Source organism: Candidatus Methylomirabilota bacterium (genome assembly GCA_035709005.1).
In the GTDB taxonomy this organism is placed as follows: Bacteria; Methylomirabilota; Methylomirabilia; order Rokubacteriales; family CSP1-6; genus 40CM-4-69-5.
Genome location: DASTFB010000040.1, coordinates 59690 through 75094, shown reverse-complemented (window position 1 = coordinate 75094; position 15405 = coordinate 59690). Strand labels below are relative to the sequence as shown.

The following is a 15405-nucleotide window of genomic DNA, read 5'->3' as shown; positions in this document are numbered from 1 at the left end:
ATCACCAAGCCCTCGGTTACTCGATTAGGTGGTCGGCCCGCAGCAACAGGGACTGGGGGATGGTCAGTCCCAGCGCCTTGGCAGTCTTGAGGTTGATCACCAGGTCGAACGTGGTTGCCTGCTCCACCGGCAGCGTGGCCGGGTTGATCCCCTCGAGGATCTTGTCCACCAGGCGCGCCGCCTGGCGGCCCAATGCCTGCTGGTTGGGCGCATAGCTGATCAGCCCACCCTGCTCCACGAAGAACGAGGTCCGGAACATCGCCGGAATCGCCTGCCTCAGCGCAGCCTCGAGCGTGGATAGCCGGAAGATCAACAGGCACCCGTGGAGAGGTGCCGGCCACCCCGAGACGAGCTAGAATCTCCTCAACACGCGCTCGCGGGAGGGCTGGCCGGGCGCGAGGAGGCGGGTCATGGTGGGACTCGGATTGGCATCGTCGCACGCGCCGATGATGTTCCAGAAGGCTGCGTACTGGCCGCGGGTCGTGGAGCGGATTCCCGCGGAAGCCCGGGAGCAGCTTCCCAAAAGCGCCCGGACCGAGATCGCCACGCCCAGCATCATCGAGAGCCACATTCGGCGCATCGAGGCGGCCTTCGCCGTCCTCCGCGAGCAGCTGCAGGCCTTCCGCCCGGACGCGCTGATCATGATCGGCGACGACCAGGGCGACATGTTCGATGAGGTGAACAACCCCATCTTCTCGATCTACACGGGAGACGAGCCGCTCTGGGGCCGGAGCGCCCGCGACCCCCTGGGCGTCCGGCCCGAGGAACGGACGAAGCTGGTTTTCCCGCAGCACGCCCAGCTGGCCCGTCATCTGCTGCGGGGGCTGGTGAAGCGAGGCTTCGATGTCGCCAACATCGGCCGATTCGAGCCGCGCGGTAATCCTGCGCGCGGCGTGTCCCACATGGTCTCCAATCTCGTGCCCGAGATCGATCCCGGGCTCACCCTCCCCCTGGTCTGCGTGTTCATCAACGAGTACTATCCGCCGCTGCCCAGCGCCGCGCGGTGTGCCGAGCTCGGGGTGGCGATCGCCGATGTCCTCCGCGACCGTCCGGAACGCATCGCCATCTACGCCTCCGGCGGCCTGTCGCACTACCCGGGCATGTACAACGCCGGCTGGATCGATCAGCCTCTCGATCGCTGGATTCTCGAGCGTCTGGAGCGCAACGACCTCGCGGCCCTCGAGCATCTCTTCACATTCGACTCCGACAGCGTGCGTTCGGGCACGGGCGAGGTCCGGGCGTGGATCAGCGTGGCGGCCGCGATGAACCGGCCGGCGAGAATCGCCGATTACGTGCCGGCGCACTGCACCCAGACCGGGTGCGGCTTCGTCTACTGGCCGCCGGAGGTCTGAGGGCTCAGCGCCCCGCGGCGCGCGCGATGGCCATGCAGAGCACATCGGGCTCCACCGGTTTCGGCAGGTGGTCGACGAACCCGGCCGCCAGCGCTCGTTCCCGTGGATGCAGGCGCCCGTACGCCGTGGTCGCCACGACCGGCACCTCACCGATGGGGCTGGAAAGCCGTCGGATCTCGCTGACCAGCCAGTAGCCGTCCCTGCCGGGCATGGCGATGTCGCTGAGGACCACATCCGGGCGCCGGTCCTGCACGAGCCGGAGGGCCTCCGGCGCCGTCGACGCCGTCAGAACCACCGCCCCCGCCGCTCGCAGCGCCGTCCCGAAATAGTCGAGACTGCCGCTGTCGTCGTCGACGATCAGCACGGCGAGTCCGGCGAGGCTGCGTGGTGGCCAGGACGGTCGAGGCGTCGAGGAGGCGTCGTGGCCGCCGGGCCGGGGGTCGTCCCGCCCGGGACGATCGGCCACTCCTCCGCGGAGCCGGCGGCCGCCCGCGGGGGGCTGCGGGAAAGCTTCGGAGCGGACCAACGGAATCATACTCGGGACCTCTCGCGGGAATCGGAATCGGGGCCGCGGATGGTGGCTAATGGAAGCGCGACCGTGAAGGTTGCTCCCTTGCCCTTCCCGGCGCTCTCGGCCTTCACCTGCCCGCCATGGAGCTCGGCCATGGACCTGACCAGCGCCAGTCCGAGGCCCAGACCGCCGTGGGCCCGGGTACTGGAGGCGTCTTCCTGACGGAAGAGCTCGAAGACATGCGGCAGCGCCTCGGGGCTGATACCGACGCCGTTGTCTGTCACCACGATCTCGGCGTACATGTCGGACCGCCTCAGCGTCACGTCGATACGCCCCCCGATCGGCGTGAACTTGATGGCATTGATCGCGAGGTTCCAGATGATCTGCCGCATCCGCTCCGGCGCGCACAAGATGGGGCCGACGTCGGGCGCGAAGTGCGTGACCAGCGCGATGCCTTTGGCGTCGGCGGCCGGCCGGACGATGTCAAGGGCCCCATCGATCAGGGACGGTAACTCGCACTTCTCGAAGGTCAGCTGCATGCGCCCGGTGACGAGCCGGGACAGATCCAGCAGGTCGTCGATGAGCTGGACCTGGGTCGTTGCGCTGCGAGTGATGACGCTCAGGGCGTGACGCCGGGCGGCCTCGTCCAGGCTCCCGTTTTCGAGCAGGCGCGCGTACCCCAGGATTGAGTTGAGCGGCGTGCGTAGCTCGTGCGAGACGGTGGCCAGCAGATGGTCCTTGGCGCGGTTGGATGCTTCGGCCTCGATCAGCAAGCGGTCGCGTTCGTCCTCGAGGCGGCGGCGCTCCGTCATGTCGCGCGCGATCTTGGACGCGCCCACGACGCGCCCGGTCGCGTCCTTGATCGGCGACACACTGAGCGAGATGCTGAGACGGCGGCGGTCCTTGGTCACCCGCACGGTCTCGAAGTGATCGATGCCCTCGCCCTGCCGGATCCGCGCCAGGATGTCCGCTTCTTCGGCGTGTCGCTCCTCGGGAATGATCAATGTGATGTGGCGACCGATGGCCTCCGCCGCCGTCCAGCCGAACATCCGCTCGGCGCCACGGTTCCACGACAGGATCACGCCGTCGAGGCTCTTGCTGACGATGGCATCGTCGGCGGAGGCGACGATCGCGGCCAGATGGCTGCGGGCGTCGCCGATGGTCGGAAACACGCCGCCAGAGAGTTCCTCTCGGCTCACGGGGAGTATCGTACCGTACCGGGGTGCCTGCCGCGCGAACTGGCAGCCGGTAGGAATATTTTTTCCCTCTTGCCCCTGGTGATTCTCGGGCGGGCGTGGCAATCACGGCATACGTTCGTGGACACGGGCATCGTGCTGCTCGCCCTCTCGCTGGTCACGCTGCGACACACGTCGTCCCCCGTGGGCCGTGCTGATCGGCTCCGGGGCGATTCTGGTCGCGCTGGCTATGGCCGTCGAGCGTACCCTGCGGCGGGCCCCGAAGGGGCGAGATCGTGGGCTTCACGGCGGATCCTCTCTTCGCGGACACGCGGCGGCAGCAGATGCTCGAGGCCGTTCCCGGTGCGCCCCGGCACTTTGCCCGGCATCGGGCACTGTGCCCGCCCGCGTTCAGTGGCCCCTGCGGTAAGTCCGCACCGTGCCGTACCAGAGCCCCGGCACGGCGTGTGCCTATGGGCAGGACCGGTTCAGTCCCCCACGCGAGTGGGGAAGGAGGACGACGATGCGTGTGTCAGCGATAGCAATGGCGCTGGTGCTGCTCCTTGCGCTGTCGGGCGCGGCCACGGAGAAGCTGGGCACCGTGAACTTCCCGACCTCGTGTAGCCCGGCGGCCCAAGCCGAGTTCACCAGGGCGGTGGCGCTGCTACACTCCTTCTGGTTCCAGCACGCCATCAAGGGGTTCGAGGCCGCGGCGGCGGCCGATCCCACCTGCGGCGTCGCCGGCTGGGGCGCGGCGGTGGCCTGGCTCGGCAATCCGCTGGCCGGCGCTCCGCCGGCGAAGAACGTCGAGCTGGGGGCTATCGCCGTGGATCGCGCCAAGCGGATGGGCGCCAAGAGCCAGCGCGAGCTCGACTACATCGCGGCCATCGAGGTCTTCTACAAGGACCACGACAAGGTCGACCATCGCACCCGCGCGCGGGCCTACGAGAAAGCCATGGAAGCTCTGGCCGCGCGCTATCCCCAGGACCGCGAGGCCGCCATCTTCTATGCGCTCGCCCTCAACGTCACGCTCGACCCCAGCGACAAGACCTACGCCAATCAGCTCAAGGCGGCGGCCATCCTCGGCCCGATCTTCAAAGAGCAGCCCAATCATCCGGGCATCGCCCATTACCTGATCCACAGCCACGACTTCCCGCCCATCGCCGAGAAAGGCCTGGACGCCGCGCGACGTTACGCCACCATCGCCCCCTCGGCGCCCCACGCCCAGCACATGCCGTCCCACATCTTCACCCGGCTCGGCTACTGGCAGGAGTCGATCGACACCAATCGGGCCTCGGTCGCCGCGGCCAAGGACGAGCTACGCAGGGCCCGGCTGGAAGCGGGTTCCTACAACGCGCTCCATGCCATGGACTACATCGTCTATGCGGCGCTGCAGCTGGCCAAGGACCGGGAAGCCCGGGCGGTGTACGACGAGGTCCGGCGCATCGAGAAGATCGATACCGAGCACTTCGCGGCGGCGTTCGCCTTCACCGCCATTCCCGCCCGCTACACGCTGGAGCGGCGGCAGTGGGCGGAAGCCGCCGAGCTCACGCTGCATCCCCGGAGCCTGTCGTGGCAGAAATTCCCGCAAGCCGAGTCGATCCTGGTATTCGCCCGTGGCCTGGGCGCGGCGCGCGGCGGGGATGTCGCTGGAGCCAGGAAGGAGCTCGCCCGCCTGGAGGCCTTGCGCGATCGGCTGGCCGAGGCGAAGAACGCGTACTGGGCCGAGCAATCGGAGATCCAGCGGCTGGCCCTCGTCGGCTGGATCGCCCGGGCCGAGAAGCGCGATGACGAGGCGGTGAAGCTCCTGCGCACGGCGGCCGATCGCGAGGGCGCCACCGAGAAACACCCGGTCACCCCGGGCGCCATCCAGCCGGCCCGCGAGATGCTCGCCGAGCTGCTGCTCGAGCTGAACCGGCCCGCCGAGGCGCTGACAGAATTCGAGGCGTCTCAGCGGACGGATCCGAACCGGTTCCACAGTCTGGCCGGGGCTGCCCGTGCCGCGCAGCAAGCCGGCAACGGGCACAAGGCACGGACCTATTACGAGCGGCTGCTCGTGCTGGCGAAGAATGCCGACACCGGGCGCCCCGAGCTCAAGGAGGCCCGAGCCTACCTCGCAAAGTAACGTGCGGGACGATCAGGGCCGGGGGGCGGGCGGGGGGCGAATCCCGTCCGCCCCCCGGAGCTCCGCCATCAGGGAGTTCCACGCCTTGCCCACTGCTCGCTGTAAGGTCGACACGAAGACGGATCGGGTTCATCATGCGCCCGACAAGTCATGAGCCGAATCGCCATCGTCGGGGCCGGGTTGTCGGGAAGGCTGCTGGCCCTGAACCTGCTCCGCCTCGCCGCGCCTACTGCAGCCATCAGCATCTGGATGCTCGATCGAGGCGACGAACGGTGCATGGGCCCGGCCTATTCCAACGACGCGGATTCCTTGCTCCTCAACGTCCCGGCCGGTCGGATGGGGGCCCTGGCGGACGAACCCGAGCACTTCGTGAAGTGGAGCCGGGACCGCGGGGCTCCTGTGGGTCTCTTGGACTTTCTGCCCCGGACGCTGTACCGGGAGTACGTCCTGGCTCTGATGGGCGAGGCGTTACGGGCCCGAGCAGGCGGAGTGACGCTCGAGCACATCCAGGGCGAGGTGACGGACATCGCGATCAATGGCGGCCGCGCTACGATCCAGGTCGCGGACCAGACGTCCTTCGTCGTGGACCGAGTGGTGCTGGCGCTGGGAAACTTCCCACCCCCTCATCCGCCCGTCCAGAGCCGGTCGGCCCTCGACAGTGACCGGTACGTTCGCAACCCCTGGACCGCCGGCGTGCTGGACTCCCTCTCACGCCGGGACACGGTGTTCATGGTCGGCACGGGTCAGACCACCGTCGATCTCGCCACGGCACTCCATCGACGGGCCCACCAGGGACGGATCATCGCGCTGTCCAGGCGCGGGCTCTTGCCCCTGGCCCACCGCGGCTTCGAACCGTATCCGCCCTTCTTCGCGGACATCAAGGACTCGAAGAGGCTCCTGGACATCTTCAGGACCGTCAGAAAGCACTTCGAGCGGGCGGACGCGACCGGCGTCGACCTGCGGGCGGTCATCGACTCGTTACGTCCTGATACCCAGACCCTCTGGTTCAATCTCGCCGAAGAGGAGAAGCACCGGTTTGTTCGTCATCTCTTCCGGTACTGGGAGATCATCCGCAGCAGGATTCCCCCGGCGAGCGAGGCGACGATCGACGGGATGCGCGCCTCCGGGCAGCTCGCCATCCTGGCCGGAAGAATCAGGGACCTCGTGCCCACGCCAACGGCCATGGAGGTGCATTACGTCCGCCGGGGACGCACCTCGCCCGAGGTCGCCGCGGCCGCGCTGGTCATCAATTGCATGGGGCCGGAACTCGACTACCGCCGCATCGACGAGCCTCTGGTGCGCAATCTGCTGCGGCGGGGGCTGATCCGTCCGGGCCCCGCGCAGCTCGGTATCGACGCCCGCGGCGACGGCGCGATCATCGGGGAGAACGGCTCCGCGTCCGACGTCCTGTACACGCTCGGGTCGACGATGCGGGGCGTATTCTGGGAAGTGCTGGCGGTTCCCGAGATCCGCCTTCAGGCCGCGCGGCTAGCCGCGGCGCTCCTCGCCGCTCGCCACTGAGCTGCGGCCGCGCGTCCCGGCTCAGGCGCCGTAGAACCACAATACCCGGGTGATGGCCGGGCTGTGGGTCCGTCGGGTGAGCTCCAGCGCGTCACTGACCCCGGACGTGCAGCGGACAGGCTCGGCGGCTCCGGGTTCGGCCGCGTTCAATACCCAGAGGCAGCGCCTCGAGCAGGCCACCCCCAGCGCGTGGCGTGGCGTCGAATCGGCCTCACCGACGTACGACAGGGGGGGCGCCATGTCGGCGAAATGGCCGATCCGCGGAGGCGGGACCAAGGGGGTCGAGGGCCGTAACGAGCAGGCCGTCACGTCGCGATGCCGGCGCGATGGACAGGCGTCGGGATCGGTACGCACCGTCACGCTGGCGGTCACATCCTCGAGTGGGCAACGCACGGTGTGTTGGGTGGCTACCAGCCGTCTCATAAAGCCCCTCCCCGGCCCTCGTCGGGCTCTGGCCTCGTGAAATGCATCGGCAATGCCAGAGCTCCCGGCAGAGATTCCGAGGGCTTGCAGCGAGGTCGCCACCCCGCGCTGGGGCTCCGCCGCCCCGCTGTGGCGGTCGTTCCCAGCTCTAACCTTCGATCGCCCCGGTCAACGACGAAGGCCGCGGCCACCCTCTCCAGCCCCGGCACAGTGCTATGCTCGGAAGCGCTTCAGATCATACGGAGGCGAGGACGACATGATCCAGCGAATCGGCATCATCGGCGCGGGGGCCATCGGGTGTGTGGTGGGGGGGATGCTCACACGAGCGGGGCGCGACGTCACCCTCGTCGATCAGTGGCCGGAGCACGTCGAGGCCATGAAGCGGATCGGCCTTCGCCTGAGCGGCACGTGCGGTGAACATCTGGTCCCGGTCCGGGCGCTGCACATCCACGAGCTGCAGTCGGTCACGCGCCCCTTTGATGCGGTCTTCATCTCCGTCAAGTCGTACGACACGGAGTGGGCGACGGCGATGGCCCTGCCCTACCTCACCCCCGAGGGCGTGGTGGTCGACTTCCAGAACGGCCTGAACGACGAGCGCGTCGCGGCGGTGGCCGGCAAGCACCGCACGCTGGGCTGCGTCATCACGATCGGCGCCGGGATGTACGAGCCCGGCCACGCGATGCGGACCGACACCGGCACGGTTGGGTTCAAGATCGGGGAGCACGACGGCCGCGTCACCGACCGCGCCCGGGAGCTCGCGTCGTTGATGGGCGCCGTGGCGGAGACTCAGGTCACCACCAACCTCTTCGGCGAGCGCTGGTCCAAGCTCGCCATCAACTGCATGGCCAATCCGCTGGCCGGCCTCACCGGCCTGGGCTCGGCCGAGGTCCGGCTCGACCCCAAGGTCTCGGCCGTGGGGGTACATCTCGGCGCCGAATGCATCATGGTGGGACGAGCCGCCGGCCACGAGGTGGAGCCGATCTACGGCCTTCTCGCTCAGCGCTTCGTCGATGCCTACGAGGGCCGCGGCTTGCCCGAGCTGCTCGCCGACATCGCCGACGTCGCGCGCAAGCGAGGCGGCGGCCGCCCCTCCCTCCTGCAGGACGTCATGCGGGGCCGCCGGACGGAAATCGACTTTCTCAACGGCGCCGTCTGCGAGCGCGGCCGGCGTCTGGGCGTGAAGACCCCCTTCAACGACGCCATCGTCGAGATCGTGCGCGGCCTCGGGGTCGGCTTCAAGCCTGATCCCCGGCACCTGGATCCGCTGATCGGCATGCTGCCCCGATAGGCAGCCCATCCATTTCCTTCAGCAGGACCCGGACGATCTTCCGTGAATGCTCGTCCAGGAGGGAGAGCGCCGAGGACCTGACGTCGTCGCCTTCCTTGTGAAGGACTCGGCCGATGAACGCCAGGCACGTCGACCAGCCCTCGGAGGCCTCGGCGCTCCGCTCGGTGCCCCGCTGGAGCGCGGAACACGCTTCCCCCAGGGCCTCACCGAGGCGGTTGAGCCTGGCCAGCGCGGCCTCGGCCGTCGTCCACACGTCAGCCGCGTCCACCTCCACCGGGGCCGGCCCCACGCCGGCGCCCGGACGCTGCGCTCCTGGTCCGACGACGCCGGCGGCCACGGCTGATCCCGTCCTCACTCCGGGGACTGCATGAGCTTGACCGTCACGCGTCGCTTCTGTTCGGGAGGGGTCTTGTCGTCACGCAGCTCGCCGGCCGCCGACAGCAGCAGGACGCGCGGATAGCCCACGCCCTTGGCGAGCAGGAACCGGCGAACTGCTTCCACACGCCGCAAGCTGAGCTTCATGTTGTAGTCGCGCGAGCCGGTGGGATCGGTCGTCCCCTCCAGGTCGACGGTCAGAAACGGGTTCTCCCGCAGTTCCTTGAGCACGGCCAGCAAGGCCTTCTCGCCCGCGTCGTCGAGATCGGCGCGGTTCACGCCGAACCGCACGTGCACGACACCGAGCAGCGTCCGGGCCTTGCGCGGCTCCCAGGCGACGCGGGCAATCGTCGGGCGGCGCACGCCGTTGTCGAAGGCGTCGAAGGCACCGGTCCGCGTGAGCGCGATGTCGGCCAGATCCCGCGCCCGTCTGGCCACCGCCGCGGTCCGCTCGACCGACGTCTCCAGCGACGTGAAACGCCGGTCGACGTCCACGAAGCGCTCGTCGATCTCGGCCTCCTGCTTTTCGAAGAGCGCCAGGGTCCACGATCGCGATGCACAGCCGCTCGCCGACAGCCCGAGCAGCACCAGGATCACCAGGCTCGCCACGCTCCCTCTCATCATCCTCCTCCTGGCCGGCGCCTAGGAACCCTCGTCGAGTCGCGCCTGCTGTGAGAGCTGCTCCTCGGGGTGCTCGACCAGCGCAGGGTCGAGCTGGTAGCGCTTGGCCACGGCCATCCATTCGTGTGGCGCGCCCCAGGCCAGGAGCCGCTCGTTGTCGAAGAGGAACCAGTACCGCACGCCCCCGGCCTCCCGGCCATCGACGAGGACTTCGCCGATCTCGATGGAGCTCCCTCCCTGGGAGCGCTGCGGCGCCCGTAGCCGCAGGCCGTCGATCTTCACCACGGAGCCTTGGCGCCTGGCGTACGCGGTGGCGAAGAGCTCGAGGACCCGGTTCTTGTGGTCGCCCCGTTTGAGCCGGGCCAGCTTCGTGGCGGGATGAAAGGCAATAGTCTCTGCCGCCGACTCCTCCGCCGCCGTGGCGGGTGAAGCCGCCGGCGCCGCGGCACGCTGGACCGGGGACGCCGACCGGGCGATGGAGGCCCCGACTCTGGCGCTCGCCGTCGCCGGCCGCAGCGCCGTGAGCTGGAGCACCACCTCGCCCTCCACTTTCTGGTTCGACCAGCCCGTCCCGAATCCCAGGGCCCCGGCAATGGCGTACGGGTGGGTCCCCGCCGCCGGCAAGCCCGTCGCCCCGCCCGACGTTCCAAAGCCGATGCCCAGCATCGTGTTCTTGGGCCGGACGATGAAGTCCACGATGGCCACGGTGGCTCCCTGCTTCATCGCCTTGTAGGCCGCCTCGCACAGGGCAGTGATGAAGGGGCCGTCCGAGGAGCTGGCCACGGCCGTGCCGACATAATTGCCCATCGTCAATGGGATCCCCGGCGACTCCTTTTGCGACGTGTAGAAGAGCTTGATCGACGTCGAGTCGCCTCGCGAGGTGCCGTACCAGCGGACGTCCGAGTCCCGGCACGTCTTGGCCTCGGCCAAGCTCATCTCCTTCGGCAGGAACACCGGCCCGTTCACGAACGTGTCGGGCCTGTACGGCTGGCTGAAGTTGCTCGCCGGCGGAACGAACCCGGGCAGCTGGGGAAGACTGGGCGAGCCCTCGATGATGATGCCCTGGTAGGGATCGGCGCCGGAGTAGATCTCGAGGGTTCCGTTGTTGACGCCCGTGTTGCCGCCGGAGTAGAACTGCGAGTTGCTGTTGGTGTTGGTGTTGTTGACGTTTCCCGTCGAGAGGCTATTGGCATTGCCACCCGGGGGCGGGCCGGCGGCGGGGGCCTGGGCCCATGCATAGCCGGCCGCCAGCACGGTCACCGTGCTCACCAGCAGGGTCAGGATCGCTCGCATCGTCATCATATGAAAAGACGGGCTGGCCGGCTCTGGCCGATACCAGAGCCGGCCGGCAGATCCCCGCCTACTTCCGAACTGGAACCGCAATCGTGGGCACGCCAATCGTCACGTTCTGCTTGTTTTCGTTGTAATTGGTGTTGTTGATGTCGCCGATCTTGACGGAGTTCTTGTTGAAAATGGACGACTTCACCGACCCACCCGTCGCCTTGACGTCCTGGGTCTGCTTGGCCTCGTTGAAGCTCTTGTTGGAGAGCTTCGAGGCGGCGTGGGCCTTGGCGTCGGCATCGGCTTTGGACGTCGCGAAGTCCGTGGCTCCGCGGCTGGTGGGAACTTTGCTAGGGACCTTGCGCGGGAACTTGCTGGGGGCCTTGACGACGGCATCCACGGGGCCGTTCGGCTCGCTGACGACCGCGTTCGCCGGGGTGGTGGTCGAAGTGTCCTGAGCGATGGCCAGGGCTGGCGCCACGGCCAGCCCCACCGCGACGAGAACCAGGACGAAGTACTTCATCGTAACCTCCTCACGTGAAGGTTCACCGCACGCTGGCGCTCATCGGCGCCAGCCGCCGTCACCGGCCAGGCGCCCGATACAGCCGGCCCGGCTGGCCATCGGTGATCGTGTCGCGGAAGCGCGGCACCGGGCCCTCGGAGGCCGAGGGGTCCCCCGTCCTCCGGGCCCGCCGATCGTGCTCGGCGCAGTTCAGATACGCGCGATCGGTCCGGCCCGCCATCACGGCGCACCGAGTTCCGATGTCGGAGGGATCGGTTGGTCCTTTGCTGAGACCGGCCTCCTCATCTCCGACCTCGGCCGCCAGGAGCAAAAGCACCACGAAAGCCCACCGTCGCATCGGCCCTCCTGTGCTCTCGACCCGCTGCCGAGCGGTCTCGTCACAGGCACGATGTGTGCCAGGCGACGATCATCGCGGCGACGGCGACTTGCACGCGGTGCGGCGATCACGAACACACGCTGCCTACACAAAATGAGAGGCGGAGCCCGCGTTTCCTAACGGGCGTCCGACGAAACGCGCGGAGGCACCTGCGCTGTCTCCGCCGCTCGTCGATCGAGCTCGTAGTACTTGATCTTCTCGAGGAGGGTCTTGTAGCTGATGCGCAGAACCTGGGCGGCCTCGACGCGCCGCCAGCAGACCTGCTCCAGGACGCTCTTCAGCATGCGGCGCTCGGTCTCCTCGGCCGCTTTGCGGACGACGTCCTTGAGGCCGAGCGTGTCGGAGCCGAGCTCGGGCCAGAGGCCGTCCGCCGGCACGGCTCCGGGCCCCGTCGCGGTGGACAGCGGAGCATCGAGGGATCCGGGCCTCTCGACCTCCTGCAACTCGTCGACGACCGCCTCACTCCCCAGTATCACGATCCGCTTGACGATGTTCTCCAGCTCGCGGACGTTCCCGGGCCAGTCGTACTGCATCAGGCGCTGCAGCGTGCTCTCGGAGACACGCGGCGGCGAGCAGCCGTGCTCCTGGCTGTAACGTTCCAGGAAATGTTCGACCAGCACGGGAATTTCCTCGCGTCGCTCCCGCAGCGGCGGAACACGGACGCTGACGACGTTGAGACGATAGAAGAGGTCCTCGCGAAAGGCCCCGCGCTTCACCTCCCGCGCCAGATCGCGGTTCGAGGCCGCCACGACCCGCACGTCCACCCGAATGTCATGGCGGCTGCCCAGCCGGCAGAACTCGCGGTCCTGCAGTACCTGGAGCAGCTTGGCCTGCAGGGCGACCGGCATCTCGCCGATCTCGTCCAGGAAGATCGTCCCCGCCTCGGCCAGCTCGAACTTGCCCGGCTTCTCGTGGACGGCCCCGGTGAACGCGCCCCGCTCGTAGCCGAACAGCTCGCTTTCGAGCAGCTCCAGGGGCAGGGCCGCGCAGTTCACCTTGACGAAGGGCCCGTCGCGCCGCCGTGAGCGGCCGTGGACGGCCCGGGCCACGATTTCCTTTCCCGCGCCGCTTTCGCCGCAGATCAGGACGGTGACATCGGATGCCGCCACACGGTCGACGATTCCGTTCAGCCTGCGCATAGCGTCACTGTTCGTGAGCGCCTGATACGAATCGAGTCCAAGGGTCATTGTCACTTCCCGGCGCACTGCGAATAGCACCGCGACCGGCGGTCATTATGTTGTCGGTCCCGCGCCGGCCCAAAAAAAAAGCGCGATGCAGCACCGACCGATGCGTGGAAGAACTACAAACGTATTCGTGGCTGGGGAAAACTTTTTCCCAGAAGCGTCTCAGAGCGAGGCGGCTACGGAGTCTGCGACATGAGATGGGCCACGCCGACAACTCTGCCGACGGGGAGGACGAACGCGATGCCCCGGCCCGTATCGTTCAGCTCGGCCGCCCGGACGATCTCTCGCAGGATGGTGTCGACCTGTTCCGGCCGGGTGATCGTCAGCTGAGGCCGAGCGCCAGGGCCAGCAGGACCAACGCGCTCAGGACTCCGGTGGTCACACTCCCGGCGTCATGCGCCAGGGGCACCAGCACGAGCATGAGCGAATACGATGAAGAGCAGAAGCATGCCGAGGATCGCCAGCGCCGATCCGGCCAGGAACTGGACGAAGAGCGCGGCGGGCGCGCCGACCAGAACGACCTGGAGCATGCACACCACCGCGATGAGCGGCAAGACAGCCTTGAGCACCTCCATGAGTTTGGCGATCAGCAGGGTCAGCATGCGAGGCGGATGGATCTGAGATCGGGGATCCAGCGCCGGCGATCGGGACTGAACATCTTCAGGAAATCGAGCTTCGTCACCAGACTGAGTAGCGCGCCGTTGTCATCGACCACGGGCGAGGCGTTGAAGTCGTGCGTCTCGAAGAGCGCCTTCAACGCCAGCAGCCCGGTGCGTGGACCGACCGTCTTCGGCGCGCGCGTCATGAGGTCTCGAACCGCACGCTCTTCGATGTGCTTCTCCATTCGTGCCTCCCCTGCCCTGACGGGCGCCATGTCCCCGAGACGTCCAGCCTGGATGTGTAGCATACACAGGCGCCGTCCACCGCCCGGACGGCCAAGGGGAATCAGTCGGCCTGGAGCAGAGTTGGGCCCGGCTTGGCCGCCGCCGCGCGCAGCCCGTCCTCCGGAGGCATGGCGGTCCTGGACATCACGCTTCCCTCGGTGCGCAACGCGGCCGGGTCGACCTCAGGATCGAGAAGGATCACCTGGGTGAGGCCGGCGCCGGCGACGACGCGCACCCGGGCCGTCGCCGGCCCGCTGAGCCGGGCGAGCGTTTCGGCGTCCGGGGACCGTATCCCGCTCAGCAGGCAGTCCTGCGCGGACCGCAGCCAGGCGACGGCCGCGCCTCCCGCAGGCGCCGTGACCACGAGATCCGCGATGCTGGCCTGGCCGACGTCTTCGAGGACCAGGCCCGGACGGGGATCGGGGAAATCCACGAGGAGCGCGGTCCGCTCGACGCGCAGGCCCCTGACGTGCCGGCAGTAGAGCCCGTAAGCCGGGAGATTGCGGAATCGCGCGGCATCGGGATACTCGCGCTTCCGCTGGGGCACCGGGCGTGACACCAGGTCGGCGTCTCCGCCGCCCTCGCCGGTGATCGAGATGTCGCTCAGCGTGATGTCCGACACGTCGCCACCGGGGACGCCCATGATGGACGAGGTCCACTCGGCGCCGGTGGCCACGAGATGGGAGATCGTGACCTTTGTCAGCTCGCCGGCCCTGGGGACGGCCTGGCCCCAGCCCCGCTCGCCGAGCCGCACGAAGATCGGGGCCCGGACACCGCGCATGGTGATGCCCGAGACTGCGACCCGCTCGAGCCGGCCGCCGTCCACGTTCTGGATGGACACCCCCGCGCTGGGATACGGTCTGATGTCGAAGGGCGGGGGATCCCAGAGCTCCCGGCGCGCCGACAGCGTGCAGTCGCGGAACACGATGTTCCGGAAGTCGCCGCTGGACTCGGTGCCGACCTTCAGACCGTTGCGGATGTCGACGAGGTCGCAGTCGGTCACGAGGACGTCTTCCGTGGAGCGGCGGACGCCGAGGGCCAGGCTGGCCTTGAGCACGATCGCGTCGTCCCGGGATTCCACCCGGCATCCGGCGATGCGCACGTGGCGGCAACAGTCGGGGTCGATGCCGTCGGAGTAGCCGTTCCGGATGATGACACCCCGGATATCGACGTGATCACAGCCCAGGAGGCTGATGTTGTAGTTGGGGGCGTTCTCCAGGGTCAGGTCGTGGATGGCGATGTGACGACACTGCTTCAGGGCGATCGGCTTCGGGCCGCCCCGCGAGCGGCGGTTGCCGTCGATCCGGCCCGGCCCCACGATGCCGACGTGCTGCAGACCGCGTCCCTGGAGCAGGGCGAACGCGAAGTCGCTGGTCTCGCGGTCCGCGAACGGCTCGTACTCGAGCTTCTCGTACGGATCGAAGTCGACGTCGTCCGCGCTGGCGATCAACGTCGCTCCGGCTGCGAGTCGCAGCACCAGACGGCTCCGCAGGCGCAGCGTGCCCGACAGGTAGTCTCCGGGCGGGAAGTCCACGATGCCGCCGGGGGGGGCGGCATCGATCGCCACCTGAATGGCCGCGGTGTCCCTGGTCTTGCCGTCGCCTCGCGCGCCGTAATCGCGAACGCTCAGCCGGGCGGGCTCACTCGCCCCGGGAAGCGACCACGAGGCGAGCCAGGGAATGCCGAAAAGCCCGGCTGTCCGCACGAAGGCCCGGCGCGAGAGGCTCACGTCCGGGGCTCAGGTGCAAGCCCGATGCCTCGTGGAC

General features: G+C 68.4%; 16 protein-coding genes. 4 read left to right on the top strand and 12 right to left on the bottom strand.

The annotated features are described in order from the left end of the window. Positions 1 to 16 precede the first annotated feature (16 nt). Positions 17 to 313 carry an ABC transporter substrate binding protein gene (locus VFR64_06060; protein HET9489298.1) on the bottom strand — a complete coding sequence of 99 codons (297 nt, stop codon included), beginning with the start codon at positions 311 to 313 and terminating at the stop codon, positions 17 to 19. 97 nt (positions 314 to 410) lie between these two features. Between VFR64_06060 and VFR64_06055 the strand changes: the two genes are divergently transcribed. Then, positions 411 to 1352 carry a hypothetical protein gene (locus VFR64_06055; GenBank protein ID HET9489297.1) on the top strand — a complete coding sequence of 314 codons (942 nt, stop codon included), beginning with the start codon at positions 411 to 413 and terminating at the stop codon, positions 1350 to 1352. Between the two features lie 4 nt (positions 1353 to 1356). On the opposite strand, the gene VFR64_06050 is transcribed toward VFR64_06055, so the two are convergent. Together VFR64_06050 and VFR64_06045 are read right to left on the bottom strand one after the other, a co-directional pair. Continuing rightward, a complete protein-coding gene (locus VFR64_06050; protein ID HET9489296.1) occupies positions 1357 to 1716 on the bottom strand; it encodes a response regulator in 360 nt (119 codons plus the stop codon). 167 nt (positions 1717 to 1883) lie between these two features. Further along, complete coding sequence (locus VFR64_06045; GenBank protein ID HET9489295.1) at positions 1884 to 3062, bottom strand: PAS domain-containing sensor histidine kinase; 1179 nt, start codon at positions 3060 to 3062, stop codon at positions 1884 to 1886. A gap of 499 nt (positions 3063 to 3561) precedes the next feature. On the opposite strand from VFR64_06045, the gene VFR64_06040 reads away from it, so the two are divergent. The 3 genes from VFR64_06040 (at position 3562) to VFR64_06030 (ending at position 8395) form a co-directional block, all read left to right on the top strand. Next, the gene (locus VFR64_06040) at positions 3562 to 5163 is read left to right on the top strand and encodes a hypothetical protein (protein HET9489294.1); all 1602 of its coding nucleotides are present in this window, start codon (positions 3562 to 3564) and stop codon (positions 5161 to 5163) included. A gap of 150 nt (positions 5164 to 5313) precedes the next feature. Next, positions 5314 to 6684, top strand: coding sequence for an FAD/NAD(P)-binding protein (locus VFR64_06035; protein ID HET9489293.1), 1371 nt, complete (start codon positions 5314 to 5316; stop codon positions 6682 to 6684). Positions 6685 to 7363: 679 nt separating this feature from the next. Beyond that, entirely contained in the window at positions 7364 to 8395 is a 1032-nt protein-coding gene (locus VFR64_06030) for a 2-dehydropantoate 2-reductase (protein HET9489292.1), read from the top strand. Here VFR64_06030 and VFR64_06025 read toward each other — a convergent pair. The 9 genes from VFR64_06025 to VFR64_05985 all read right to left on the bottom strand — a co-directional run bounded on the left by VFR64_06025 (position 8343) and on the right by VFR64_05985 (position 15368). Continuing rightward, the gene (locus VFR64_06025) at positions 8343 to 8732 is read right to left on the bottom strand and encodes a hypothetical protein (GenBank protein ID HET9489291.1); all 390 of its coding nucleotides are present in this window, start codon (positions 8730 to 8732) and stop codon (positions 8343 to 8345) included. The two genes, VFR64_06030 and VFR64_06025, sit on opposite strands and share 53 nt — an antisense overlap. A 14-nt stretch (positions 8733 to 8746) precedes the next feature. After that, a complete protein-coding gene (locus VFR64_06020; GenBank protein HET9489290.1) occupies positions 8747 to 9379 on the bottom strand; it encodes an OmpA family protein in 633 nt (210 codons plus the stop codon). A 33-nt stretch (positions 9380 to 9412) separates the two neighbouring features. Beyond that, positions 9413 to 10684, bottom strand: coding sequence for a hypothetical protein (locus VFR64_06015; protein HET9489289.1), 1272 nt, complete (start codon positions 10682 to 10684; stop codon positions 9413 to 9415). Positions 10685 to 10751: 67 nt separating this feature from the next. Beyond that, positions 10752 to 11195, bottom strand: a complete 444-nt coding sequence (locus tag VFR64_06010) for a hypothetical protein (GenBank protein HET9489288.1) — start codon at positions 11193 to 11195, stop codon at positions 10752 to 10754. Between the two features lie 58 nt (positions 11196 to 11253). Next, positions 11254 to 11532 (bottom strand): hypothetical protein, encoded by a 279-nt coding sequence (locus tag VFR64_06005; protein ID HET9489287.1) that lies wholly within the window; start codon positions 11530 to 11532, stop codon positions 11254 to 11256. Between the two features lie 155 nt (positions 11533 to 11687). Next, positions 11688 to 12758 carry a sigma-54 dependent transcriptional regulator gene (locus VFR64_06000; GenBank protein HET9489286.1) on the bottom strand — a complete coding sequence of 357 codons (1071 nt, stop codon included), beginning with the start codon at positions 12756 to 12758 and terminating at the stop codon, positions 11688 to 11690. Between the two features lie 389 nt (positions 12759 to 13147). Beyond that, on the bottom strand, positions 13148 to 13357 hold the full coding sequence (locus VFR64_05995) for a hypothetical protein (protein HET9489285.1): 210 nt from the start codon (positions 13355 to 13357) through the stop codon (positions 13148 to 13150). Continuing rightward, on the bottom strand, positions 13351 to 13599 hold the full coding sequence (locus VFR64_05990) for a CBS domain-containing protein (GenBank protein HET9489284.1): 249 nt from the start codon (positions 13597 to 13599) through the stop codon (positions 13351 to 13353). The genes VFR64_05995 and VFR64_05990 overlap by 7 nt, the downstream gene beginning before the upstream one ends. A gap of 101 nt (positions 13600 to 13700) precedes the next feature. After that, positions 13701 to 15368 carry a glycosyl hydrolase family 28 protein gene (locus VFR64_05985; protein ID HET9489283.1) on the bottom strand — a complete coding sequence of 556 codons (1668 nt, stop codon included), beginning with the start codon at positions 15366 to 15368 and terminating at the stop codon, positions 13701 to 13703. Positions 15369 to 15405: the final 37 nt, after the last annotated feature.